Annotated in this window: 22 protein-coding genes, 1 other RNA gene and 1 pseudogene; 11 read left to right on the forward strand and 13 right to left on the reverse strand. The window is 71.2% G+C overall.

The window, feature by feature from the left end; genetic code table 11:
- The first annotated feature begins 124 nt into the window (after positions 1-124).
- Together ACZ53N_RS19740 and rnpB are read left to right on the forward strand one after the other, a co-directional pair.
- Entirely contained in the window at positions 125-1,597 is a 1,473-nt protein-coding gene (locus tag ACZ53N_RS19740; protein ID WP_469142116.1) for an RNB domain-containing ribonuclease, read from the forward strand.
- Between the two features lie 43 nt (positions 1,598-1,640).
- An RNA gene (gene rnpB / locus ACZ53N_RS19745) (RNase P RNA component class A) lies at positions 1,641-2,040 on the forward strand.
- Between the two features lie 420 nt (positions 2,041-2,460).
- Here the strand turns inward: rnpB and ACZ53N_RS19750 are convergent.
- The gene (locus tag ACZ53N_RS19750; RefSeq protein ID WP_469142117.1) at positions 2,461-3,024 is read right to left on the reverse strand and encodes a hypothetical protein; all 564 of its coding nucleotides are present in this window, start codon (positions 3,022-3,024) and stop codon (positions 2,461-2,463) included.
- 299 nt (positions 3,025-3,323) lie between these two features.
- Between ACZ53N_RS19750 and ACZ53N_RS19755 the strand changes: the two genes are divergently transcribed.
- Positions 3,324-3,950, forward strand: coding sequence for an ALF repeat-containing protein (locus tag ACZ53N_RS19755; protein ID WP_469142118.1), 627 nt, complete (start codon positions 3,324-3,326; stop codon positions 3,948-3,950).
- A gap of 17 nt (positions 3,951-3,967) precedes the next feature.
- Entirely contained in the window at positions 3,968-4,552 is a 585-nt protein-coding gene (locus ACZ53N_RS19760) for an EF-Tu C-terminal domain-related protein (RefSeq protein WP_469142119.1), read from the forward strand.
- A gap of 6 nt (positions 4,553-4,558) precedes the next feature.
- Here ACZ53N_RS19760 and ACZ53N_RS19765 read toward each other — a convergent pair whose 3' ends face one another.
- Entirely contained in the window at positions 4,559-4,810 is a 252-nt protein-coding gene (locus ACZ53N_RS19765; RefSeq protein ID WP_469142120.1) for an SCO4226 family nickel-binding protein, read from the reverse strand.
- 206 nt (positions 4,811-5,016) lie between these two features.
- Here ACZ53N_RS19765 and ACZ53N_RS19770 point away from each other — a divergent pair, with 206 nt between their 5' ends.
- Positions 5,017-5,499, forward strand: a complete 483-nt coding sequence (locus ACZ53N_RS19770; RefSeq protein ID WP_469142121.1) for a hypothetical protein — start codon at positions 5,017-5,019, stop codon at positions 5,497-5,499.
- A 39-nt stretch (positions 5,500-5,538) separates the two neighbouring features.
- Here the strand turns inward: ACZ53N_RS19770 and ACZ53N_RS19775 are convergent, their stop codons facing one another.
- The 3 genes from ACZ53N_RS19775 to ACZ53N_RS19785 form a co-directional block, all read right to left on the reverse strand.
- On the reverse strand, positions 5,539-5,940 hold the full coding sequence (locus tag ACZ53N_RS19775) for a hypothetical protein (protein ID WP_469142122.1): 402 nt from the start codon (positions 5,938-5,940) through the stop codon (positions 5,539-5,541).
- Positions 5,941-6,099: 159 nt separating this feature from the next.
- Entirely contained in the window at positions 6,100-6,783 is a 684-nt protein-coding gene (locus ACZ53N_RS19780) for a hypothetical protein (RefSeq protein ID WP_469142123.1), read from the reverse strand.
- A gap of 146 nt (positions 6,784-6,929) precedes the next feature.
- On the reverse strand, positions 6,930-7,832 hold the full coding sequence (locus ACZ53N_RS19785; RefSeq protein WP_469142124.1) for a PhzF family phenazine biosynthesis isomerase: 903 nt from the start codon (positions 7,830-7,832) through the stop codon (positions 6,930-6,932).
- Between the two features lie 111 nt (positions 7,833-7,943).
- Here ACZ53N_RS19785 and ACZ53N_RS19790 point away from each other — a divergent pair.
- The 3 genes and pseudogenes from ACZ53N_RS19790 to ACZ53N_RS19800 all read left to right on the forward strand — a co-directional run bounded on the left by ACZ53N_RS19790 (position 7,944) and on the right by ACZ53N_RS19800 (position 12,016).
- Positions 7,944-9,431, forward strand: a pseudogene (locus ACZ53N_RS19790) (alkaline phosphatase D family protein).
- A gap of 83 nt (positions 9,432-9,514) precedes the next feature.
- Complete coding sequence (locus ACZ53N_RS19795) at positions 9,515-10,777, forward strand: multidrug effflux MFS transporter (protein ID WP_469142125.1); 1,263 nt, start codon at positions 9,515-9,517, stop codon at positions 10,775-10,777.
- 222 nt (positions 10,778-10,999) lie between these two features.
- Positions 11,000-12,016 carry a small ribosomal subunit Rsm22 family protein gene (locus ACZ53N_RS19800; protein WP_469142126.1) on the forward strand — a complete coding sequence of 339 codons (1,017 nt, stop codon included), beginning with the start codon at positions 11,000-11,002 and terminating at the stop codon, positions 12,014-12,016.
- A 425-nt stretch (positions 12,017-12,441) separates the two neighbouring features.
- Here the strand turns inward: ACZ53N_RS19800 and ddaH are convergent, their stop codons facing one another.
- Positions 12,442-13,281, reverse strand: a complete 840-nt coding sequence (gene ddaH / locus ACZ53N_RS19805) for a dimethylargininase (RefSeq protein ID WP_469142127.1) — start codon at positions 13,279-13,281, stop codon at positions 12,442-12,444.
- A gap of 115 nt (positions 13,282-13,396) precedes the next feature.
- A complete protein-coding gene (locus tag ACZ53N_RS19810; protein WP_469142128.1) occupies positions 13,397-13,579 on the reverse strand; it encodes a DUF6243 family protein in 183 nt (60 codons plus the stop codon).
- A 130-nt stretch (positions 13,580-13,709) separates the two neighbouring features.
- Between ACZ53N_RS19810 and ACZ53N_RS19815 the strand changes: the two genes are divergently transcribed.
- A complete protein-coding gene (locus tag ACZ53N_RS19815; protein ID WP_469142129.1) occupies positions 13,710-14,303 on the forward strand; it encodes a TetR/AcrR family transcriptional regulator in 594 nt (197 codons plus the stop codon).
- A 131-nt stretch (positions 14,304-14,434) separates the two neighbouring features.
- Entirely contained in the window at positions 14,435-15,166 is a 732-nt protein-coding gene (locus ACZ53N_RS19820; protein ID WP_469142130.1) for a bifunctional DNA primase/polymerase, read from the forward strand.
- 242 nt (positions 15,167-15,408) lie between these two features.
- On the opposite strand, the gene ACZ53N_RS19825 is transcribed toward ACZ53N_RS19820, so the two are convergent.
- From ACZ53N_RS19825 to map, 6 genes are all read right to left on the reverse strand, one after another.
- Positions 15,409-16,395: an SCO2278 family lipoprotein gene (locus ACZ53N_RS19825; protein ID WP_469142167.1), complete on the reverse strand. Its 987-nt coding sequence runs from the start codon at positions 16,393-16,395 to the stop codon at positions 15,409-15,411.
- A complete protein-coding gene (gene efeU, locus ACZ53N_RS19830; protein WP_469142131.1) occupies positions 16,286-17,242 on the reverse strand; it encodes an iron uptake transporter permease EfeU in 957 nt (318 codons plus the stop codon). The genes ACZ53N_RS19825 and efeU overlap by 110 nt, the downstream gene beginning before the upstream one ends.
- Positions 17,243-17,315: 73 nt before the next feature.
- Positions 17,316-18,617, reverse strand: coding sequence for an iron uptake transporter deferrochelatase/peroxidase subunit (gene efeB, locus ACZ53N_RS19835; RefSeq protein WP_469142132.1), 1,302 nt, complete (start codon positions 18,615-18,617; stop codon positions 17,316-17,318).
- Positions 18,618-18,629: 12 nt separating this feature from the next.
- A complete protein-coding gene (efeO, locus tag ACZ53N_RS19840) occupies positions 18,630-19,766 on the reverse strand; it encodes an iron uptake system protein EfeO (protein WP_469142133.1) in 1,137 nt (378 codons plus the stop codon).
- Between the two features lie 389 nt (positions 19,767-20,155).
- Positions 20,156-20,818, reverse strand: a complete 663-nt coding sequence (locus ACZ53N_RS19845) for a biliverdin-producing heme oxygenase (RefSeq protein ID WP_469142134.1) — start codon at positions 20,816-20,818, stop codon at positions 20,156-20,158.
- Positions 20,819-20,967: 149 nt separating this feature from the next.
- Complete coding sequence (gene map, locus ACZ53N_RS19850) at positions 20,968-21,825, reverse strand: type I methionyl aminopeptidase (protein ID WP_362218261.1); 858 nt, start codon at positions 21,823-21,825, stop codon at positions 20,968-20,970.
- A 68-nt stretch (positions 21,826-21,893) separates the two neighbouring features.
- Between map and ACZ53N_RS19855 the strand changes: the two genes are divergently transcribed.
- Positions 21,894-22,112, forward strand: a complete 219-nt coding sequence (locus tag ACZ53N_RS19855) for a hypothetical protein (protein WP_469142135.1) — start codon at positions 21,894-21,896, stop codon at positions 22,110-22,112.
- Positions 22,113-22,236 lie beyond the last annotated feature (124 nt).

Genomic DNA, 22,236 nt, shown 5'->3' on the forward strand with positions numbered 1-22,236 from the left:
TCTCCTTCAGTACGTACGCCCGCGCGCCGTGGGCGACGCGGAACGGGCAAGGGCCCCGTCGAGCCTAACGCCGCCCGCCGCGCTCACCGTGCCGCGTGCCCGCACGCCGCCTACGCTCGGTGCCATGCCCCGTCGCCACATACATGTGACGGATACGGACGGCGCCCCCCTGCGCGCCGCGCTGCGCGAGCTGCGTGCGAAGTCGGACGTACCCGCCGAGTTCCCCGAGGCTGCCCTCAGCGAGGCGGAGCGGGCCACGCGGCGACCCCGCCTTCCCGCGCACGACGCCACGGACATCCCCCTGTTCACCATCGACCCGCCCGACTCGATGGACCTCGACCAGGCCATGTTCCTGGCCCGCCGCGACGCCGGCGGCTTCCGGGTGTACTACGCCATCGCCGATGTCGGCGCGTTCGTCCTCCCCGGCCGGGCCCTCGACGCCGAGGCGCACCGCCGGGTGACGACCCTCTACTACCCCGACGGACGGATCCCCCTGCACCCCGACATACTCGGCGAGGGCGCCGCCAGCCTCCTCCCCGACCACACCCGCCCCGCCCTGCTCTGGCAGCTCGACCTCGACACGGACGGCCGTGTCGTACGGGCCGACGTCCGCCGGTCCCTCGTCCGCAGCCGGGCCAAGCTCGACTACGCGGGCGTCCAGCGGGCCATCGACTCCGGCACGGCCGAGGAACCGCTGGCGCTGCTGCGCGAGATCGGGATGCGCCGGGAGGAGCTGGAGCGGACGCGCGGCGGCATCTCGCTGAACGTCCCCGAGCAGGAAGTCGTCCGGCGCGGCGACCGCTACCGGCTCGCATACCGCGTCCCGCTGCCCGCCGACGGCTGGAACGCCCAGATCTCCCTCATGACCGGCATGGCCGCCGCCGAGCTGATGCTCACCGCCGGCACCGGCATCCTCCGCACCCTGCCGCCCGCCCCCCAGACCGCCGTCGAACGGCTGCGCCGCGTCGCCCGCTCGCTCGGCGTGAACTGGCCCGAGGGCATGCCGTACGCCGTCGTCCTCCGGGCCCTCGACCCCCGGCACACCCAGCACGCGGCGTTCCTCCAGGAGTGCACCTCCCTCCTCCGCGGCGCCGGCTACACGGTCTTCGACCGCGACCGCCCCACCGACCACCCCCTCCCCATCAGCCCCGACGTCTCCTTCCACGCCGCCCTCGCCGCCCCGTACGCCCACTGCACCGCCCCGCTGCGCCGCCTCGTGGACCGCTACACCGGCGAACTCTGCCTGGCCGCGGCCGCGGGCACGGACGCGCCGGAATGGGTACGGTCCGCGCTGGACGCCCTCCCGCAGGAAATGGAGTCCGGCGCCCGCCGCGCCACCCGGGCCGAACGCGACTGCGTGGACCTGGTCGAGGCGGCGCTGCTGCGGGACCGGATCGGCGAGGTCTTCGACGCGTACGTCGTCGACGTCCGCGAGGACCGCCCGACGGCCGGCACGGTGCACCTGTACGAACCGGCCGTCGTCGGCCACGTCGAGGGCGACGGTGACGGACCCCCGCTGTCCCTGGGCCACCGGCTGCGGGTCCGCCTGATCGAGGCGTCCCCGGGCCGGGCGAAGGTCTGGTTCGCCCCGGCGTGACGGGGACGTCACGCCTGCCAGGTAGCATGGTCGACACGGCGGACGAGCCGGCCGGGCGGCCGCGTGGGATCTTCGGATCCCCCGAGGAACGTCCGGGCTCCATACGGCAGGGTGGTGGGTAACGCCCACCCGGGGTGACCCGCGGGACAGTGCCACAGAAAACAGACCGCCGGAGGCCGCGAGGCTTCCGGTAAGGGTGAAACGGTGGTGTAAGAGACCACCAGCGTCCGAGGTGACTCGGACGGCTAGGTAAACCCCACCCGGAGCAAGGTCAAGAGGGCCGTCGCAAGACGGCCTGCGCGGACGATCGAGGGCTGCCCGCCCGAGTCCGCGGGTAGACCGCACGAGCCTGCCGGCAACGGCAGGCCTAGATGGATGGCCGCCTCCCCGCGGGCCGCGAGGCCCTCGGGAGACAGAACCCGGCGTACAGGCCGACTCGTCCGCCCCTCACCCCGTCTGACCTGCGAAAACAGGCTCCGGCGGGGCTTCTTTTCGGCTGCTGGGGGGTTTTCTGGGGGTTTCCCGTCGGGACGCTCGCCGCAGCACTCTCCTGACACTGTCGTCGCCCCACCCGCATCGGTGGGGCCCTACCGGTTCGACTCCGGGCCGGACCACCGGGGGGCCGCACCGCCCACTGGTAACCGGTCCTCGGCCCCGCCGCCGAGGGCGAGCGACCGCCATCACCCTCACGGCCCTCCTGCCCGCATGGCTGCGCACCGCCCACCCCGACGACCAGCGCCCCGCCATCCCGCGAGGGCAGCGCATGACCGATTCTTCCCCGACGACGGCCTATCTGGTCGCCACCACGTTCGACCGCGGGCTCACGTCCGGCGCCAGAGGCGACTACGGGGACCAGGCGCGGTTCACGGACCGGGCCGGGTAGTACGGGCATTCCCTGAGGACGCGCCGCGGGTCAGCAGGGAACGTCGACCTGGTACGTGCGCTCGCCCGAGTTGATGTCGTAGTCGCTGCCGGTCCAATAGGGGCCGCTCTGGTGGAAGTTCAGAGTGACCGTGGCCGCGCCGCACTCGCCGGCCCGGCAACTGTCCTCCGCCGACCCAGCCGTTGGCGGACGCCTGGCGGAGTGCGGCCGAGTAGTTCGCCGTCTGGCCACCCTTGCTCACGGTGCCCTCGGCCTTCCATTCGGCCGGGTAGCTCGCGCTCGCGTTGTACCAGCCGCCCCAGTAACAGCTGTTGTTGTGCGTGCTCACCCGTACCTCCGGGGGGCCGCCGTCTTCGAAGTGCAGACACACCTGCACCTCGGCGTAGGTGTACCGGCTGCCGCCGTAGAAGCTTTCCTGCGCACCGCAGTAGTCGCCTGGCGGCACGGCGGCGGCACGGTGTTCTGCGGCTGTGGCGGCAGGCGCGAGGAAGCCGACCGACAGTGCCATCATCGCGACGACGGGCTTCCAGAGACGTCTGATCACCGATCGAGCCATTGTGTGGACTCCTCTCGCTGGCGGCGCGCCCTGATTCCGGGAGCATCGCCAGGAGAGCGCGGTTCGTCACCGGGGCATAGACGTGCCGCACGGGCTTCACTCGATGGGGTACACCACGCCACGTGCAGGGCCGTTGCAAGGGCACCGGTGCGCAGGAGCGGACGGCAGTGCGACGCCTTGCGTGGCCGCGACGGGGGTTGAGTGCCAGCCCCGTCGAGGAAGCGTTTCCTGATCGACATACGATACGAGAAAAGCATTCCTTGCTCGGAAAAAGTGGGTAATAGCGCATGAATCGCGCCCGTGTTCTCGCCCTCGTCGCCGCTGCCGCGATCGCGTCGGCCGTGCTGGTTTCCTCTCCGGCAGCTGCGGCCGGGCTTCCTCAGCCTCTCAGCGCCTCGGTGCTCGACCGGGCGACGAACGTCGAGGCGGGTGGCGATCGGGCCGCGATCCTCGCGATCCTCACCGACAAGAACTCGGGCGAGATCGTCCGGGAAGCGGCGCAGAAGGCACTCGACGGCACCCCTGAGGACATGCGCCGCTTCCTCGACCACGGTCTGTCGGTCGCCCGGCTGACGGACGACCGGCTCCGCGTCTCGCGTCTTGTGGCTTCCGGTGGGCCGACGATGAAGGAGATGGCGTGGAAGGCGTTGCGGGGAAGCGAGGAGGACCTGCGCCGCTTCCTCGACGAGGGCCAGCACTTTGCCCGTCTGACCGACTACCGGATCAGCGTGACCCGGATCGGCGGCACCGGTGGTCCCGCCGTGAAGGCCGCCGCGAGGAAGGCGTTGATGGGTACCGAGGCAGACCTCCGTCGTTTCCTGGACACCGGTCAGTACGAAGCCCTTGCCAAGGACGCGGCGAATGTGAACGCAAAGGCGAAGGCAAAGACAGTGGCGAAGGCGGGCAAGAAGTAACCCGTCGGATACTCGACATGGAAAGAAATCCCGAACCGTTTCTCATGCCCGTCGAGGACGTCTTCAACCGGCCCGGCCGCCGTGGCAGGTTCTTCTTCGCCGGTCGCGTCGAACGCGGCACGGTCCGGCCCGGCGACGCGGTTGAGATCGTCGGCTTCGGGCGGACGGGGAGCGGTGAGGTCGCGGCCGTCGAGGGGCGGCCCGGCGAGTTGCTCGGTGAGGCGGCGGCCGGGGCGAACGTCGCTGTGTGGCTGCGGGGGCTTCGAGCCGAGGACGTTCAGCGGGGGCAGGTCGTCGCCGCGCCCGGTACCGTCACCCAGCACGCCGGGTTCGAGGCCGAGGCTCACATCTTGAGCGAGGAGGAGGGTGGGCGCGCCGACACCCTTGCCGCCGAGGGCAAGCGCGAGGCGCAGTTCTACTTCCGCACCACCCATGCGACCGGCCATGTCCACACCCTCCTGCGGGACGGCGCGGACGGCGCGTACGCGCTCATGGCCGTCCGGCTCACCGAACCCGCCCCCATTGCGGTGGGGCAGAGGTTCGCCATCCGCGAGCGGGGCAAAGCCGTCGGGTCCGGTGTCGTCACGAAGGTTCTTGGCTAGAGGCGGTCAGGAGACCTCCAGCGGCACCTCGTGGATCTCGTCGGCCGGGTGGCCGGCCCGCTCGTGGATGCGCTTGACCGCGTCCGCCGAGGGGGCGTCGGACAGGCAGTAGACGGTCCCCGACTTCGGGTCGGCCCATGCGTGTTCGAAGCGCACGCCTTCGTCGCCCTGGATCGACGTGTCAGCCCGGTGCGCGGCGTTGAGCTGGTCGGGTGTGATGCCCTTCATGCCGTGATGGACATCCATGTACTTGGTCATGTCCCGGCACCTCCGGTGTCGTCTGTCGTCACCCCGGTGGGGAGCCCGGGGGCCCTCCCCCTTCCATCGTCCGCTCGTGGTGGCCCCGGCGCGACCCCGGTGGCTCGTTCTCGTCCGGTCCGGTTGCCGTGGTCACCCCGTGAGGACATGATCACGTGCCGTAGCGACAACGTCACCGAAAGAACGTCATCGAAAGGGAGAGAAACGTGTCAGTTCGTACCGCGTTCCGTGCCACGGCGATAGTCATGGCCACTGCGGCCCTCGGCCTCGGTCTGGCGTCGGGCGCGCAGGCCGGGACGGCCGTCGCTCCGGCCGCCCGGGACGTCGCCGCCGTGGCCCCCGCCGCCGACCACCCCTTCGAGGCGATGGAGCTGGACGGGTTGAAGGTCAAGCGGCTCACGATGTGGCCCGCGGGGCACCCCGTGTCGTTCTGGGCGCTGGTCCTCGACGAGAAGCGTGCCGGTGAGAAGTACTCCGGCGGGAAGTTCTTCGTCTACGCCCCGGCCACCAAGGAGTACGGGTGGTTCCTCAACATGGACATCGTCCGGCGCACCGTCTCCCACCCCGGTCAGGTGGTCATCGTCGACAGTGAGTTCCTGAGGTCGCACCCCCGGGTGGAGGTCCGTTACGGCAACCCGGACCGTCCCGAGCAGGCACGTTTCGTCGCCTCCGCCACCACCTGGATGTAGCGGGGCGCCCCGCGGGATCGGGTCAGCGGACCGTTCGGGTCAGCGGACCGTGACCGTGAACTCCGGGGATATGGCGCCGCCGCCCGCGACGCGCAGGGCGTTCTTGCCCTTGATGCCGAGCTTGACGCGCATCGAGTACGCGGAGTCCTTGTTGGTCGTCACGCTCGCGGGAAGCGAGACCCACTTGGCGCCCTGCTTCTGCTGGAGCGTGACGCGCGTGCCGGACTTGATGCCGGTCGCCTTGCCGCTGACGCGGAACTCCTGCCAGGCGGCCACCGTGCCGGTGCTCGGCTGCGCGGTCAGGGCGGGCTTCGGCGCGGGGGCCTTGGCGGAGGCCGCCGACTGGGCAGTCGGTGCGGCTGCCGTGGCGGTGGCCGCGGCTCCCGCGACGAGGGTGGCGGCGAGGGCCGCTGCGGTGGTGAGGCGGTATGCACGGTTCATGTCGTGTTCCTCCCTGGTGGGCCGTTTGGGGCCTGCACTGAGGAACACGTGAAAAGTGGGGCTCTGGTTGCACTGTCCATCGAATTTTCGTGCTGCTGCCCGAACAAGCTGCCCGAACCGGCTGCTCCGAACCAGCTGCTCCGAACCGACTGCTCCGAACTAGCCGCCGAACGTGAAGTTCGAGTGGTTCGTCGCCAACTGCCTGCCGTCCGGGCCGTACGCCGTCACCTGGAGCTGCCACCGCACGGCCGGGTTGCTGACGACGAACGTGGGGTGCCAGTTCGTGCTGTCCCACTGGAAGACGGGGGACGGAATGGTGCTGACACCGCTCATGACCTGCTTGGTCGCGTCGTTGTAGAGGTACCACCGCAGATAGCCCGTCCGGCCCTTGAGCCCGTTGAACACCGCGTTGACCTGCACTTTGGTGACGGACGACGTGACCGGGCCCAGGGCGCGCACCTCGGCGATCCGTGCCGAGACCGGCACCGGCGCCGAGGCCGACAGCGACGGGCCGGCCGATGGCGACACACGGACCGTGGGCGGCGATGGCGGGCGTGTGGAGACGGCCGGGGTCGTCGTACGCGGTCGTGGTGTCGGTGTGTCGTCGCCCTTGGGGTCGGGATTGTCTTCGTCCCCCGAGGGGGACGGGTCCTCGACCGGCTTGGTGGCCGGGGGTGGCATGGGCGGGTCCGAGCCGCCTCCGGCGAAGGGGCCCGCCTTCACGAACACCGGGATCACCGCCGCCACGACCAGCGCCAACCCGGCGGTCACCCAGTACTTCCAGACGTGCGCCCAGAAGGGACTGCCGGGTGGTGAAGGAGGAGGGTCACCGTCCGAGCTCACACCGCCCCACCCCCCAAGGTGTCGCTCCTCGTCTGGGAGGACGCTACACCGGGAACCGGACATTCAGGCAGGAGCGTGCATGCCGCCACGGGCGCACGGTGGACGCCGTGCGCCGGTCCCTGACCGGCCTGCCCGATGGGGGCAGTTCAGACGAGCCGGGTGGCCGTTCCGCTGACCCTGACCCGGGGGTCGCCCGCGCGCAGCCCGACCTCCAGGAGCCCCGGCCGACCGAGGTCCTCGCCCTGATGCAGAGTCACCACCGCGTCGGCGCCCACCAGTTGGTACTCCCGCAGATACGCACCGAAGGCGGCGGCCGCGGCCCCCGTCGCCGGGTCCTCGACGACCCCGCCGACCGGGAACGGGTCGCGGACGTGGAAGACGCTCTCCGACTCCCGCCACACGAGCTGCACCGTGGTCAGGTCGAGGGAGCGCATCAGGGCGCCGAGCCGGTCGAAGTCGTAGTCGAGGTCGGCCAGTCGCTCCCGGGTCGCGGCGGCCAGCACCAGGTGGCGGTTGCCCGCGAAGGCGATCCGTACGGGGAAGTCGGGGTCGAGGTCGGCGGCGGGCCAGGCCAGTGCCGCCAGGGCCTCGGTCAACGTCTCAGGGGTCACCTCCTCGGTGTGCGGCTCGACACTGGTGAGGGTGGCGCGCAGGGTGCCGCCGCTCTCGGTCACGGTGACCGGGACCGTGCCCGCCGGGGTCGCGAAGACGAAGTCCCCCGCGCCGAGCCGTTCGGCGAGCGCCACGGCCGTCGCGACGGTGGCGTGGCCGCAGAACGGGACCTCCGCCAGCGGGCTGAAGAACCGCAGCGTGAACGCCCGTCCGGGCTCCCCGAGTCCCTCGGGCGGCGCGGTCAGGAACGCCGTTTCGCTGTACCCGACCCCGGCGGCGATCGCGAGCAGCGCCGCGTCGTCGAGTCCCGTGGCGTCCGGCACGATCCCGGCCGGGTTGCCCCCGGCCGGGTCGTGGGAGAAGGCCGTGTAGCGCAGCACTTCGACGCCGCTTGTGGCGTCCGTAGTGTCGCTGTCCGATGGGTTGTTCGTCGTCATGGCCGCTCCAACCACCCACGTCCCGCTCGCATTCCCGCGCCTCCCCCCGCCCCACGGGTATTTGGCGCGGGGCGTCTTCCCAGTCGCTCCACCCGCGCGCACATTGAGAGCATGACCCCCCAGAGCAGCACCGAGAATCCGTTCACGCTGGGCGTTGCCTCCGGTGATCCGCTGCCGGACTCCGTCGTGCTGTGGACCAGACTCGCCCCCCGCCCGCACGAGCCGGGCAACGGGCTGCCGCGCGAGGGCGCGATCCCCGTCGACTGGGAACTCGCCCGCGACGAGAACTTCCGCCGCGTCGTACGGTGCGGCACGGCGCGGGCCCGCGCGGAGGACAGTCACACCCTCCACGTGGACCCCCGCGGCCTCGACGCCGACAGCGTCTACTGGTACCGCTTCCGCACCGGCTGCTGGACCAGCCCCGTCGGCCGTACCCGCACCGCCCCCGAGCCCCACGCCGCCGTCGGCTCCGTGCGCTTCGCCGTGGTCTCCTGCCAGCAGTACGACGAGGGCTACTACACCGCGCTGCGCCACCTCGCCGACGAGGACCTCGACGCCGTCTTCTTCCTCGGCGACTACATCTACGAGAACGCCATCGACGCGCGGGCGGGCGTCCGCGACTACACCGACCACCCCCTCCCCGACTTCTACAACCATTGGCTGATTGACGTCGACGACTTCCGGCAGCGCTACGCCCTCGGCAAGACGGACCCCGACCTCCAGGCCGCGCACGCCGCCCACCCCTGGTACGTCACCTGGGACGACCACGAGGTCGAGAACAACTACGCGGGCGACATCTCCCAGGGCAACCTCCCGCCCGAGCAGTTCCGCGCCCGCCGCGCCGCGGCCTACCGCGCGTACTGGGAGAACATGCCGCTGCGCAGAGCACAGCGGCCCACGGGCGCCGATCTGCGGCTCCACCGCCGCTTCCAGTAGGGGCGGCTGGCGCAGTTCGACATCCTCGACACCCGCCAGTACCGCTCCGACCAGGCCTACGGCGACGGCTGGAAGTACCCGGGCCCCGAATCCGAGAACCCCGCCCGCACCCTCACCGGCGCCGAGCAGGAGCGCTGGCTCCTCGACGGCTGGCGCGAGTCCACCGCCACCTGGAACGTGGTCGCCCAGCAGGTGGTCTTCTCGCAACGCAAGAACACCACCGCCGCCCGCTCGAAGGTCTCCATGGACGCCTGGGACGGCTACCCGGCCTCCCGCGCCCGTGTCCTCGCGGGCGCCCGGCAGGCGGGCATCGAGAATCTCGTCGTCCTCGCCGGCGACGTCCACGTCAACTACGCCATGGACATCAAGGAGGACTGGAGCGCCCCCGAGTCGCGCACCCTGGGCGTCGAACTGGTCGGCACCTCGGTCTCCAGCGGCTTCGACGGCGAGGACAGGCCCGACGACTGGTCCGGCATGCTCGCCGCCAACCCGCACATGAAGTTCTACAACGGCCGCCGCGGCTATGTGATCGTCACCCTCGACCCCGAGCGGCTGCGCGCCGACTTCCGCACGGTCTCCGGGGTCGTCGTACCCGGCGCGCCCGTCACCACGGCCGCCTCCTTCGTCTCCCTGGCCGGTGCCCCCGGATTCCGGCCCGCCTGACCCCTACCGGTGCGTAAGGGCCGGGAGCCGTCGTCACCCATGACAATATGTATGTACTTTCAATCAAAACCATGGAGCGACGCATGACGGATCCCGGCCCCCGTACCGCCGAGCCCGTGACGGACGCGGGACGGATACCCGCCGCCCGCCGGACGAGCCTGTTCGTCACGCTCGTCCTCGGCGGCCTCTCCGCCCTTCCGCCGCTCTCCATGGACATGTACCTCCCGGCCCTGCCGCAGGTCACCGACTCCCTGCGCAGCCCCGCCGCGACCGTTCAGCTGACCCTCACCGCCTGCCTCATGGGCATGGCCCTCGGCCAGCTCGTCGTGGGCCCCATGAGCGACAAGTGGGGACGCCGCCGCCCGCTGCTCGCCGGCATGGTGATCTACGTCCTCGCCACCGCTGTGTGCGCCTTCGCCCCCACGGCCGAACTGCTCATCGCCTTCCGCCTGATCCAGGGCCTCGCGGGGGCGGCCGGCATCGTCATCGCGCGCGCCGTCGTCCGCGACCTCTACGACGGCGTGGCCATGGCCCGCTTCTTCTCCACCCTCATGCTCGTCTCCGGCGTCGCCCCGGTCATCGCACCCGTCATCGGCGGCCAGGTGCTGCGGCTGACCGACTGGCGCGGCGTCTTCGTCGTCCTCACCGCCGTCGGAGTCCTCCTGACCCTCGTCGTCTGGCGCCGCCTGGACGAGACCCTGCCGCCCGGGCGACGGCAGACCGGCGGCCTCGGCGAGGCCCTGCGCACCATGCGCGGCCTGCTCGCCGACCGCGTCTTCACCGGCTACATGCTCGCGGGCGGCTTCGCCTTCGCCGCGCTCTTCGCCTACATCTCCGCGTCGCCCTTCGTCGTCCAGGACATCTACGGCGCCTCCCCGCAGACCTTCAGCCTGCTCTTCGGCGTCAACTCCATCGGCCTCGTCCTCGTCGGCCAGATCAACGGCAAGGTGCTGGTCGGCCGGGTCAGCCTCGACAAGGCCCTCGCCGCCGGGCTCGCCGTCGTCGCCCTGGCCTCCGTCGCCCTGCTGCTGATGACCTCGGGCGTCTTCGGCAAGGCCGGCCTGCTGCCGATCGCCACCGGCCTCTTCGTTCTGATGTCCGCGATGGGCCTCACCCTGCCCAACACCAACGCCCAGGCACTGATGCGCTCCCGCGACGCCGCGGGCTCCGCGTCGGCGCTGCTCGGCACGTCGACGTTCCTGCTCGGCGCGATCGCCTCACCGCTCGTGGGCATCGCGGGCTCGCAGACGGCTGTGCCGATGGCTGTCGTCCAGGTGGGGTGCGCGGCCGCGGCGATCGGCTGCTTCCTGGGGTTGTGCCGGCCGTTCGCCGGCGGCGGGCGGTAGGGGTTTGGGCCGTCGGCCCTTGTGCGGGCCCGGCCATTGGTCGGGCCCGTGCCGCTCCGGTGGGTCGCGGGGCTGCTTCGCTTTACGCCCCGCGACCCACCTGCGCGTCCCGAGCCCTCACGTCCGTGGGCCTGCAGCGCCTCCGCCCCTGGGTGGGGAGGAAGGATCGGGCACCCCGGACGTCTGACGCGGCCGTTTCGGCGGCGGCATAGAATTCCTCAAATGCACGCCCCCGAATACGCGCCGACCGGCGAGAACCTGCGCGCCGCGCTCGCCGACCTCCTCGACGGGCTGCCGCCCAAGCAGGCGGCACAGGCGGTCGAGCGGCTCATCGCCAATTACCGGGGGCGCACTCCGACCGACGCCCCCGTCCTGCGGGACCGCTCCGATGTCGTCGCGTACGCCGCCTACCGCATGCCCGCGACCTTCGAGGCCGTGCGGTCCGCGCTGGAGGCGTTCCGTGACCGACTGCCCGAGTGGGAGCCCGCCTCGCACGTCGACATCGGCGGCGGTACGGGCGCGGCGAGCTGGGCGGTGGCCGCCACGTGGCCGGCGGGGGAGCGCAGGACCACCGTCCTGGACTGGGCCGAACCCGCCCTCGCGCTCGGCGCCGAGCTGGCCCGCGCCGCGTCCTCCGTCGCCCTGCGCGCCGCGAACTGGCGCCGCCAGGCCATCGGCGGCGGGCTCACGATCCCGGACGACACCGACCTGGTCACCGTCTCGTACGTGCTGGGCGAGCTGACCGAGACAGACCGGAACGCGGTGGTCGACGAGGCGGCTCGTGCCGCGCGGACCGTCGTCCTCATCGAGCCCGGCACCCCCGACGGCTATCTCCGCATCCGGCACGCGCGCGACCGCCTGATCGCGGCCGGTTTCCAGATCGTCGCGCCGTGCCCGCACAGCGCGGAGTGCCCGATCGAGGTGGGCGCGGACTGGTGCCACTTCTCGGCGCGGGTGAGCCGCTCCTCACTGCACCGGCAGGTCAAGGGCGGTTCGCTGCCGTACGAGGACGAGAAGTTCTCCTACGTCGCCGCGGTGCGCGGCCTCGACGTCCCGGCCGCGCCCGCGCGGGTCGTCCGCAAGCCGCAGATCCGCAAGGGCCAGGTCCTCCTCGACCTCTGCATCCCTTCGGACGCCCTCACCAGGGAAACGGTGACCAAGCGCCACGGCCCCCTCTACCGAGCGGCCCGCGACACGGACTGGGGCGACGAATGGCCCCCGGCCGATGCCGACGACTGACCGGCCGTGACTGTTCCCCTTCCCCCGCCCAGGGGCGGAGGCGCCGTCGGCCCACCGACGTGAGGGCTCGGGACGCGCAGGTGGGTCGCGGGGCGTAAAGCGGATGCCTTAGGCGGCGGGCATGACGGTCCGCTGGCGTGATGGCGTGCCGGGTTTCCATCCCCCTCCCACCCGGGGGCGGAGGCGCCGTCGGCCCACCGACGTGAGGGCTCGGGACGCGCAGGTGGGTCGCGGGGCGTAAAGCGAAGCAGCCCCGCGACCCACCGGAGCGGCACGGGCTCGACCTCCGGCCGGGCCCGCACAGGGGCCGACGGCCCGAACCCCACCAGCCCGCCGCAGGCGAAACGGCGCGGCACGGGGCCGACGGGCCGGACCTCAACAGCCCGCCGCAGGCGAAACCGCGAACAGGCCCGCCCGGGGAACCACTAAGCCGAGCGCAGCTCAAGCGTGCAGCACTTCACGCTCCCGCCCCCCTTGAGCAGTTCCCCCAGGTCCATCCCGATCGGCTCGTACCCCCGTTCCCGCAGCGGGGCGAACAGGCCCACCGCCGCCTGCGGCAGCAGCACATGGCGGCCGTCGCACACGGCGTTGAGTCCCAGCGCCGACGCGTCCTCCTCCGTGGCGATCAGCGCGTCGGGGAACAGTCGCTCCAGCACGGCCCGGCTGCCCGGGGAGAACGCGTCCGGGTAGTACATGACCTCGTCCCCGTCGAGCACGGACAGCGCCGTGTCGAGGTGGTAGTAGCGCGGGTCGACGAGGTCGAGGCCGATGACGGGGCGGCCGAAGAATTCCTGTGCCTCCGGGTGGGACAGCGGGCTGCTGCGGAAACCGCGTCCGGCCAGCAGCCAGGAGGCGGTGACGGCGAAGTCGCCTTCGCCCTCGTTGATGTGTTCCGGCTCGCGCACGTCCCGGTAGCCGTTCGCCCGGAACCACTCCGTGTGGACGGCCGCTTCGGCGGCCCGTTCGGGGTGCGCGAAGCGGGCGCCGAGGACCCGGCCGTCGACGACCGTGGCGCCGTTGGCGGCGTAGACCATGTCGGGCAGGTCCGGGCGGGGGCGCAGCTCGGCGACGGTGTGGCCGAGGGCGCGGTAGCGGTCGCGCAGGTCCTCCCACTGCGCGAGGGCCAGCGGCAGGTCGACCGGCTTGTCCGGGTCCATCCACGGGTTGATCGAGTACGTGACCCTGAAGTGCGTCGGGGGGCACATCACATAGTGGCGCGGGGTGGCGGCACGAGCGGCACGAACGGCACGAGCGGCTGTACGCAAGGAGCGCTCCTCACAGGGGCGTTGGGCACGTACGGAGGTAGCCGTACGTGCCCAAATAGTCCACGCTCACCGCCCACCGCGCATGAACCGTACGGGTGGTTTAGCGGTGGCTCGTTCACGCTCCCGTGGTTCCGGTTCGGCCTTCCCGCAACTTGCGCAACAGCTCCCGCTTCTGCGCGTTCGCATCGGCGCCGCCTCCGGCCCGGCCGCCCCGGCCGCCGCCGCGGAGCGCCGTGCGGGAGAGGTTGCTGCGCGTACCGCCGACTCCGAGCATTCCGCCCGCGTTGCCCCGGCTCATGGGGGTCTCCTTTCACTGGAGGGGGCGAGACGGTTCGTCTCGCGATGACTCCACTTTGAACGAGACGGTTCGTCTTGTCAACCACTTGGAGACGATACGGTTCGCCTCGAACCCCGCTAGACTGCCGGGCATGGCCACCACCAAGACCCCCGACGCCACCCGCCGTAGTGAACGATCCCGGCGCGCGATCTTCGACGCAGCCCTCGAACTCGTGGGCGAGGTCGGGTACGACAAGCTCACGATCGAAGGCATCGCCGCCCGCGCGGGCGTGGGCAAGCAGACGATCTACCGCTGGTGGCCGTCGAAGGCCGCCGTGCTGCTCGACGCGTTCACCGCGGAGGCGAGCGACGCCGAGTACGAGCTGCCCGTCACCGGCGACCTGGCGGCCGACCTCAAGCTCGTGCTGCGCGCGACCGTCGATGAATTCAACGATCCCAAGTTCGAGGCCCCCTACCGCGCGCTCGCGACCGCCGGGGCGAACGACCGTGAGCTGTCCGAACAGTTCGTGGCCAAGCTCCAGGACACGGGCGTGAAGGCCTACGTCGACCGGCTGACCAAGGCCAAGGAGGCGGGCCACATCGCCGAGGACGTCGATGTGCGGATCGCCACCGAGATGCTCCTCGGCCCCTTCACTCAGCGCTGGCTCATGCGTACGGGTCCCCTCACTTACGACTTCACCGACACCCTCGTCGACCTGCTGATGCGGGCCGTCACCCCCCGCTGACACCACCGCGGAGCCCCGCCGCACGGCGGGGACGCGTCCGGTCTCACACCCCCCGGATGCATCCGGCGGTCACACCGGGAGCAGGATGGTGGCAGCATTGACCGGAGACCGCGGTCGAAGTGAGGGGATAGATGGAACGCATGAGCAGGTTCTCCCAGTGGCTGCGCCGTCCCAGGGGAGCGGGCGGCGATGCGGGCACGGGGGCGGCCCTCGCGGCCGCCCGCGAGGAGCTGCTCCTGGCCGCGGCCGCCGCGGGGTACCCCCTGGCCCCCGCCGCGCACCCTTCCGGGTACGGCTGTTCGTGTGAGCGCATCGGCTGTCCCACCCCGGGCCGGCACCCCGTCTCCTTCGCCTGGCAGACCCTCGCCACGACCGACGCCGAGAAGGTCACCAAGTGGCTGCGCGCCCAGCCGGAGGCGAACTTCATCACCGCCACCGGCATCGCGCACGACGTTCTCGACGTACCGGCCGAGGCGGGCCGGCAGGCCCTGGCCCGGCTGGAGGAGGCCGGCGTCGACGTCGGCCCCGTCGCCACCGTCACCCCCGACCGCATGCTGTTCTTCACCGCCACCCGCGGCACCCCGGACGACGAGGACGAGTGGTGGCCCTGCGAGCTCGACAGCCATCCCGAGACGATGGACGAGCATCCGGGGCTGCGCTGGCACTGCCGGGGCAGCTATGTGCTGCTGCCGCCGTCACTGCTGCCCGATGACGGCAAGGTGGCCTGGCTGGCCGGCCCCGAGCGGCCGCTGCCCGACCCGCTGACGCTGCTGGAAGCCCTCACCGACGCCTGCGCGCAGTACGTGGGGGACCGCCCCGACCACGATCACCACGACTCCGCCGCCTGGCCGATCGGCCGCTGACGCCTGTCCGGCGGACTGGTTGGCGCTGAGCCCGGCCGCATCAAGCCTGTCCGGTGGGCAGGTTCGTGCCAAGCCCGGCCCCATCAAGCCCGTCCGGCGTTTGAGGACGCGCCCGCAGGGCGCTTGCCACCGCGGGCAGGCGGGAAAGAACGGGCCTGTTGCCGAACTCCGCCGGCCAGGCGAGTGGCGCTCGCCGCCGCAGGCGGCAAGGACGGGCGTATCGCCGAAGTCCGCCGGCCAGGCTATTCGCCCTTCGCGGCCGTCAGGCTCTCGATGCGGTTGAGGAAGACGACCCGGCGGTCCGCCGACTTCGGCGGCACCTTCACCGCCGACTCGGAGACCCGCACGAAGGTGACCGCGCTCTTGAGGTCGCCGGACAGCAGGGCCTTCGTGCGCCGCTCGGTGAGCGTGGGCCGCAGGCCCTTGGCCATGGTGCGCTTCTCCCGGTGGTGCGCGGTGAAGAACACCAGCGCACCGCCGTCGTCGGTGCGCAGTGCGAACGAGGGGAAGCCGGGGGCCCGCTCGGGGGTGTCGATGAACCCGGTCCAGTAGTTCGGGGTCCGGACCCGCTTGCCCCGGTCCTCGCGGAGCGCAGTGGTCGCCCTGCCCGGGGCGAAGACCGACCCCCGGCCGGTGCGCAGATAGTCCGTGTACGCCGTGCTCACCGCGGCGGGATCCGTGCTCAGGCCCGCGGCCGCGCCCGCTTTGCCGTCCGGCCCGCCCGCGGCCGGTACCGGCTCGGCCCAACCGTCCTTGTCGGTGGTGAACTTCGGTATCTCGTGGTCGCTGAGGATCGACAGATACGCGGCCTTCCACGGCTCCTTCGCCCCCGCGCGCGTGAACACCACGAACCAGCGGTTCTTGTCGCGGTTGCTCCGGGCGTCCGCGACGAAGAACTTCGGCCACCCCGCCATCTTCGGGATGGTGAAGCGGGCGTCCGCCAGCGTCAGGGCGGGATAGCCCGGGTTGCCGTCCGGGGTCGCCGCCCGCTGGGCCGCGACGTCGGCCTTGCCGATCTCGGCCAGGGCGCCGGTCTCGACCCGCTCCACGGCGGCCGGGTCGAGCTTGCGGTACGCCTCGTTGTAGCCCTCGGTGAAGCGCTCCAGGACCTTCGGAGCCTCAGCCCTGCTCACCGACGGGATGATCTCCCGTTCGCCGTGCACCGTCATGCACCCGGTCGCCGTCAGCAGCGTCGTCGCCGCCAGAGCTGTGAACAGTCGACGGGGCAACCGGCGTCTCATCGCGCTTCGACTCCTTGAGGGCTGCTTGGGACGGCGCAACCCTACCCGGGGCGAAGAAGAAGACAAGGGTGGGGACCAGATACAGCGCCCACACCGCGACCTGGACCCACGTGGGGTCGGGCTGGAAGTTGAAGATGCCCTTGAGCAGCGTGCCGTACCAGCTGTCGCTCGGGATCTGGTCGCTGATGTCGAAGGCCCGGTCGTGCAGCCCCGGCAGGAACTCCGCCTCCTGCAGATCGTGGAAGCCGTAGGCGAGCACGCCCGCCGCCACGACGATCAGCATCGCGCCGGTCCACGTGAAGAACTTCGCCAGGTTGATCCGGACCGCGCCGCGGTAGAACAGCCAGCCCAGCACCACCGAGGTGAGCAGCCCCAGCACCGCGCCGACCAGGGGCCGCACACCGTCGTCCGTGGCCTCCACCGCGGTCCAGATGAACAGCGCGGTCTCCAGGCCCTCGCGGCCCACCGCCAGGAACGCCGTGACGACCAGGGCGGTCGTGCCCATCGCCAGTGCCGCGTCCAGCTTGCCGTGCAGCTCCCGCTTCAGATGCCGCGCGGTGCGCCGCATCCAGAAGACCATCCACGTCACCAGACAGACCGCGACGATCGACAGCGAGCCGCCCAGCAGCTCCTGCGCCTCGAAGGTCATGGTCCGGGAGCCGAACTGCAGCAGCGCCCCGAAGGCCATGCTGAGCAGCACGGCGGCGCCGATGCCGAGCCAGATGGGCAACAGCGCGTCCCGGCGCCCGGTCTTCACCAGGTAGGCGACGAGGATGCAGACGACCAGGCTGGCCTCCAGCCCCTCGCGCAGGCCGATCAGGTAGTTGCCGAACACGCGGCTTCCCCTTCCGTTTTTGTGGAAAGACCGTCGAACAGGCCGTTGATCACGCCGTCGGTCACGCCGTCGGTCACGAGAAGAGCGCCTTGCCCCACCAGTCGCCCTTGTCCCGGACGCCCGGTGGCACGGCGAAGACCGCCGAACCCACGTGCTGGATGTACTCGTTGAGCGCGTCGCTCCGCGAGAGGCGGGTCTGCACCGGCACGAAGCCGTCGCGCACATCGCGCTGGTAGGCCAGGAAGAACAGGCCCGCGTCCAGCCGGCCCAGCCCGTCCGTGCCGTCGGTGAAGGAGTAGCCGCGGCGCAGGATCGTCGCCCCGCCGTTGCTGTCGGGGTGGGCGAGGCGCACGTGCGCGTCCGGCAGCATCGCCTTGAGGTTCGGCTCGTCGCGCTCGCGCTGCTTGCCCTGCGGGGCACCCTCGACCTTGTCGCGGCCGAAGATGTCCTCCTGCTCCTTGAGCGAAGTCCGGTCCCAGGTCTCGATGTGCATCCGGATGCGGCGGGCGACGAGGTAGGAACCGCCGACCATCCACTCCGGTCCGTCCTTCTCGCCGACCCAGACGTGCTTGGCGAGGGCCTTGGTGTCGGTGCCCGAGACGTTCCGGGTGCCGTCCTTGAAGCCCATCATGTTGCGCGGGGTCTGTGCGTCGGGCGTCGTCGAGGACGTCTTGCCGAAGCCGAGCTGCGACCAGCGGATCGCGACCTTGCCCATGCCGATCCGGGCGAGGTTACGGATCGCGTGCACCGCGACCTGCGGGTCGTCCGCGCAGGCCTGGACACACAGGTCGCCGCCGCTGCGGGCCGCGTCGAGGTTGTCGCCGGGGAAGGCGGGCAGGTCGATGAGGGCCTTCGGCCGCCGCGACTTCAGCCCGAAGCGGTCCTTGCCGTCCTTCTCGAAGAGGCCGGGTCCGATGCCGAAGGTCAGCGTCAGCCGGGAGGGCTTGAGGCCGAGCGCCTCGCCGGTGTCGTCCGGCGGTGCCTCCGGCTGGGTGCCGGCCGTGCCCTCGCCGACCTCGTGGCCGGCGGTCATGAGCGCGGCGGCCGCGGTCCACTCCTTGAGCAGGGCGATCAGCGCGGCACGGTCGCCGGTCGTCACGTCGAAGGCCGCGAAGTGCAGCCGGTCCTGAACGGCCGTGGCGATGCCCGCCTGGTGGGTGCCGTGGAAGGGCACCGCGTCACCGCTCATGGCGGCCGGCTGGGCGTCACCGCCGGTGCGCAGCGCGGCCGCGGTGCCGCCGGCGGCGACGGCGCCGAGCGCGAGCCCGGCACCGCCCCAGCCGAGCAGCGAGCGGCGCGAGGGCGCCGCCCCCGACTTCGCGGCGGTCTTGTCTGCGGTCTCCACGGTGGTCTCCGCGGTCGTCTCTTCCGGCATTCCGGGCCCCCCTTACTTGGCGACGGCGGCGGCGAGCTTGGACAGCGGCTCCGCGAGCGCGTTGACCGCGTCGGAGAGCTTCTTGCGGTCGTCCTTGCCGACGGTGTCGGTGTCGTACGACTTGAAGCCGTCGCCCTCGCGGTACTCGTCGAGCAGCTTCTTCAGCTCGGCGAACTGCTTGTCCAGCTCCTTGACCAGCGCCCCGTCGTTCTTCGCGGCGACCGGCTTCAGCAGCTCGTAGGACTTCTCGGCGCCCTCCACGTTGGCGTGGAAGTCGACCAGGTCGGTGTGGCTGTAGCGCTCCTCCTCGCCGGTCACCTTGCCGGTGGCCACCTCGTCGAGCAGCTCCTTGGCGCCGTTGGCCATGCTGGTCGGGGTGATCTCGGCGGTGCCGACGCGCTTCTGCCAGTCCTTGAGGTCGGCCATCAGCTGGTCGGCCAGCTTCTTGTCGTCCTCAGTGATCTTCTTGTCGTCCCACAGGGACTTCTCCAGCTTGTGCCAGCCGGTCCACTTCTGGCCCTTCTCCAGGCCGTCCTCGCGGACGTCGACCTTCGGGTCGATGTCGCCGAAGGACTCGGCGACCGGCTCGGTGCGCTCCCAGCCGACGCGGGAGGGGGCGTAGAGCTTCTTCGCCTCGTCGAGGTCGTCCTTCTTGACCGCGTCGACGAACTTCTGGGCGGCGGGGATCGTCTCCTCGGCCTGCGCCAGGACGTACTTGCGGTACTCCGCGACGGCCTTGTCCAGCTCCGGGTCGCGCTTCTTCGCCGCGCCGCCGCCGGTGGCGGTGACCTTCTGCCGGATGCCGTCGCCCTTCATGCCGGGCTTGCACGCGATCTCGTACGAGCCGGCCTTGATCTCGGCGGCGATCTCCGCCTTGGTGCCGGGGCCTATGTTCTCGCGCTCGGTCACGATGCGGTCGCCCGGGGCGTAGACGTAGACCTCGGTGACCTTGTCGCCCTTGTTCTTGACGGCGAGCTTCACATGGCCGGCGGGGAAGGAGGTCTTGGAGACCTCGCACTTGTCGTCGGAGGCCGTGATCTGGATCGCGTCCGAGCCTTCGGCGTCGGACTTCTCGGCACAGCCGGACACGGCGGTCAGGGCAGCCACGGCCGAGACGGCGGCGACGACGGAGGAGCGGAGGACGCGCATGGAAGCTCCAGGCTTGGTCGGGCGGGGGCGGAAACGAGGCATGGCCGAATTAAGCCGCCCCAACTTATCTGAGGCTTGCCTAAATAGTTCCCATGGGGGTCCGTGATCCTGCTCTCACGAGGCAAAGTCTCGTCACTCCCGGCACGGGGTCACCAGGGGCCCGCCGGTTCATGGAAGCGGAATCACTACTACCGGTTGTTGGTATACACGACCGAGCGGCTCCGGCGCGAAGATACGACCGGACGGGCCGCCGGCGGTGACGCGGCCTCAAGCGCCTCGCAGGGTGCTGTGCCGCGCCCTCAAGCGCCTCACGGGCTGCATTCAGCCCGTGAGGCGCTTGAGGACGAAACGGCGCGGGTGAGTCGTCGGCCGAGCCCGGCCGGCCAGGCCTACGCGCTCAGCGGGAACTCCCGCCCCAGCTCCCGGAAGACCGCCGTGTTCAGCGCGAAGGCGCGCTTGCACTCGTCGACCACGCGCTGCTTCTCCAGGTCGTCGACCGGCAACGCGTCCAGCAGTGCGCGGTATTCGCGCTTGAAGGCGGCGGGGTTGCCGATGGCCTCGAAGACGTAGAAGCGGACGCCGTCGCCCTTGCGGGCGAATCCCCAGGTCTTCTCGGCGGTGCCGCGGATGATCTGGCCGCCGGACAGGTCGCCCAGGTAGCGGGTGTAGTGGTGGGCGACGTAGCCGGCCGGCCAGGTGCGGGCGCACTCCTCGACCCGGGCCGCGTAGGCCGTCGTCGCGGGCAGCGGCGCGAGCCCCGCCTGCCAGTCGGGCCCCCCGAGATGGGCCAGGTCCCGCTCCAGCTGGGCGGTGCGGGCCAGCTCGGGCCGTATGAACGGGCCAGCGACGGGGTCGGCGGCCAGCAGGGCGGAGGCGGACTCCAGGGCGCGGTAGACGAACCAGAGCTGTTCGGTGTAGCGGCGGTACGCGGCGACCCCGAGCCTGCCGCCGAGCATGTCGCTCATGAACGACGAGTTCTCGGCTTCCGTGTGCTGCTCGTGCGAGGCGGTACGGATCAAGGTGGAGAACGGCGTCGTGACGGGCGAGTCCAAGGCGGACCTCCGGTGACCGAGAGGGGCGGGAGGGGACGGCGCCGGGGGCGCGCGAGCGCGCCGACACCGCCGATTCTCTCTAGTTAGGCTGACCTAAGTCAATCTCTTCCCGACGTGCTGTCGGCAAAACCCTACCGCCCTCGGCCGCGCTACGGGAGGGTGAGGATCTCCGCTCCCGTGTCGGTCACCACCAGCGTGTGTTCGAACTGAGCCGTGCGCTTGCGGTCCTTCGTGACGACCGTCCAGCCGTCCGCCCACATGTCGTACTCGTACGTCCCGAGGGTCAGCATCGGCTCGATCGTGAACGTCATGCCCGGCTGGATCAGGGTGTCGTGGTGGGGGCTGTCGTAGTGCGGGACGATCAGGCCGGAGTGGAAGGACGAGTTGATGCCGTGGCCGGTGAAGTCGCGCACGACGCCGTAGCCGAAGCGCTTGGCGTAGGACTCGATGACCCGGCCGATGACGTTGATGCGGCGCCCGGGCTTGACCGCCTTGATGGCCCGGTTCAGCGCCTCACGCGTGCGCTCCACGAGCAGCCGCGACTCCTCGTCCACATCGCCGCACAGGTAGGTGGCGTTGTTGTCGCCGTGCACGCCGCCGATGAACGCCGTCACATCGAGGTTCACGATGTCGCCGTCGCGCAGCACCGTGGAGTCCGGGATGCCGTGACAGATGACCTCGTTCACGGACGAGCACAGCGACTTGGGGAAGCCGCGGTAGCCGAGCGTCGAGGGGTAGGCGCCGTGGTCGCACATGTACTCGTGCGCGACCCGGTCCAGCTCGTCCGTCGTGACGCCGGGGGCGATGTGCTTGGCCGCCTCCTCCATCGCCCGCGCGGCGATGCCACCGGCGATCCGCATCAGCTCGATCGTTTCGGCGTCCTGGATCTCGGGGCCGGAATAGGGGGTCGGGGCGTCCTTACCGACGTACTCGGGCCGCGGGATCGAGGCGGGGACGGGGCGGGCGGGGGAGAGGGTCCCCGGGGCGAGAAGCGACTGGCCAGACATGTCAGCGAGTGTAGCCAGCGGCATTCGGGGACCATGTGATCGAGCACCCACGCTGGAGGAGAGACCTGATGGCACTGTTCAAGCGGCACACGGCCGGCAAGCCCGGTGAGTGGTACTACTGCCTCAAGCACGGCACGGTGGAGGAGGGCCCCCAGTGCCGGGCCGCCGACCGCTTCGGCCCGTACGACTCCCAGGAGGAGGCGGCCCACGCGATGGAGACGGCGCGCGAGCGGAACGAGGAGTGGCGCGAGGACCCCCGCTGGAACGACGAGGACAAGAAGAGCTGACCGCTGCGGGGCGGTGTCCTCAATCGCCGGACGGGCTGCTTTCAGCCCGTCCGGCGCTTGAGGACAAGGCACAGCAGCCCGTCCGGCGATTGAGGACGCGCCCGCAGGGCGCTCGCCGCCGCAG

This window comes from Streptomyces sp. NPDC033229 (assembly GCF_055576875.1).

Coding starts and splice junctions, on each gene's coding strand:
- ACZ53N_RS19820 (WP_469142130.1), top strand. CDS start 14,435: ATGGAACGCATGAGCAGGTTCTCCCAGTGGCTGCGCCGTCCCAGGGGA.
- map (WP_362218261.1), bottom strand. CDS start 21,825: ATGTCTGGCCAGTCGCTTCTCGCCCCGGGGACCCTCTCCCCCGCCCGC.
- efeO (WP_469142133.1), bottom strand. CDS start 19,766: ATGCGCGTCCTCCGCTCCTCCGTCGTCGCCGCCGTCTCGGCCGTGGCT.
- ACZ53N_RS19815 (WP_469142129.1), top strand. CDS start 13,710: ATGGCCACCACCAAGACCCCCGACGCCACCCGCCGTAGTGAACGATCC.
- ACZ53N_RS19800 (WP_469142126.1), top strand. CDS start 11,000: ATGCACGCCCCCGAATACGCGCCGACCGGCGAGAACCTGCGCGCCGCG.
- ACZ53N_RS19760 (WP_469142119.1), top strand. CDS start 3,968: ATGGAAAGAAATCCCGAACCGTTTCTCATGCCCGTCGAGGACGTCTTC.
- ACZ53N_RS19785 (WP_469142124.1), bottom strand. CDS start 7,832: ATGACGACGAACAACCCATCGGACAGCGACACTACGGACGCCACAAGC.
- ACZ53N_RS19810 (WP_469142128.1), bottom strand. CDS start 13,579: ATGAGCCGGGGCAACGCGGGCGGAATGCTCGGAGTCGGCGGTACGCGC.
- ACZ53N_RS19755 (WP_469142118.1), top strand. CDS start 3,324: ATGAATCGCGCCCGTGTTCTCGCCCTCGTCGCCGCTGCCGCGATCGCG.
- ACZ53N_RS19740 (WP_469142116.1), top strand. CDS start 125: ATGCCCCGTCGCCACATACATGTGACGGATACGGACGGCGCCCCCCTG.
- ACZ53N_RS19765 (WP_469142120.1), bottom strand. CDS start 4,810: ATGACCAAGTACATGGATGTCCATCACGGCATGAAGGGCATCACACCC.
- ACZ53N_RS19855 (WP_469142135.1), top strand. CDS start 21,894: ATGGCACTGTTCAAGCGGCACACGGCCGGCAAGCCCGGTGAGTGGTAC.
- efeB (WP_469142132.1), bottom strand. CDS start 18,617: ATGCCGGAAGAGACGACCGCGGAGACCACCGTGGAGACCGCAGACAAG.
- ACZ53N_RS19795 (WP_469142125.1), top strand. CDS start 9,515: ATGACGGATCCCGGCCCCCGTACCGCCGAGCCCGTGACGGACGCGGGA.
- ACZ53N_RS19775 (WP_469142122.1), bottom strand. CDS start 5,940: ATGAACCGTGCATACCGCCTCACCACCGCAGCGGCCCTCGCCGCCACC.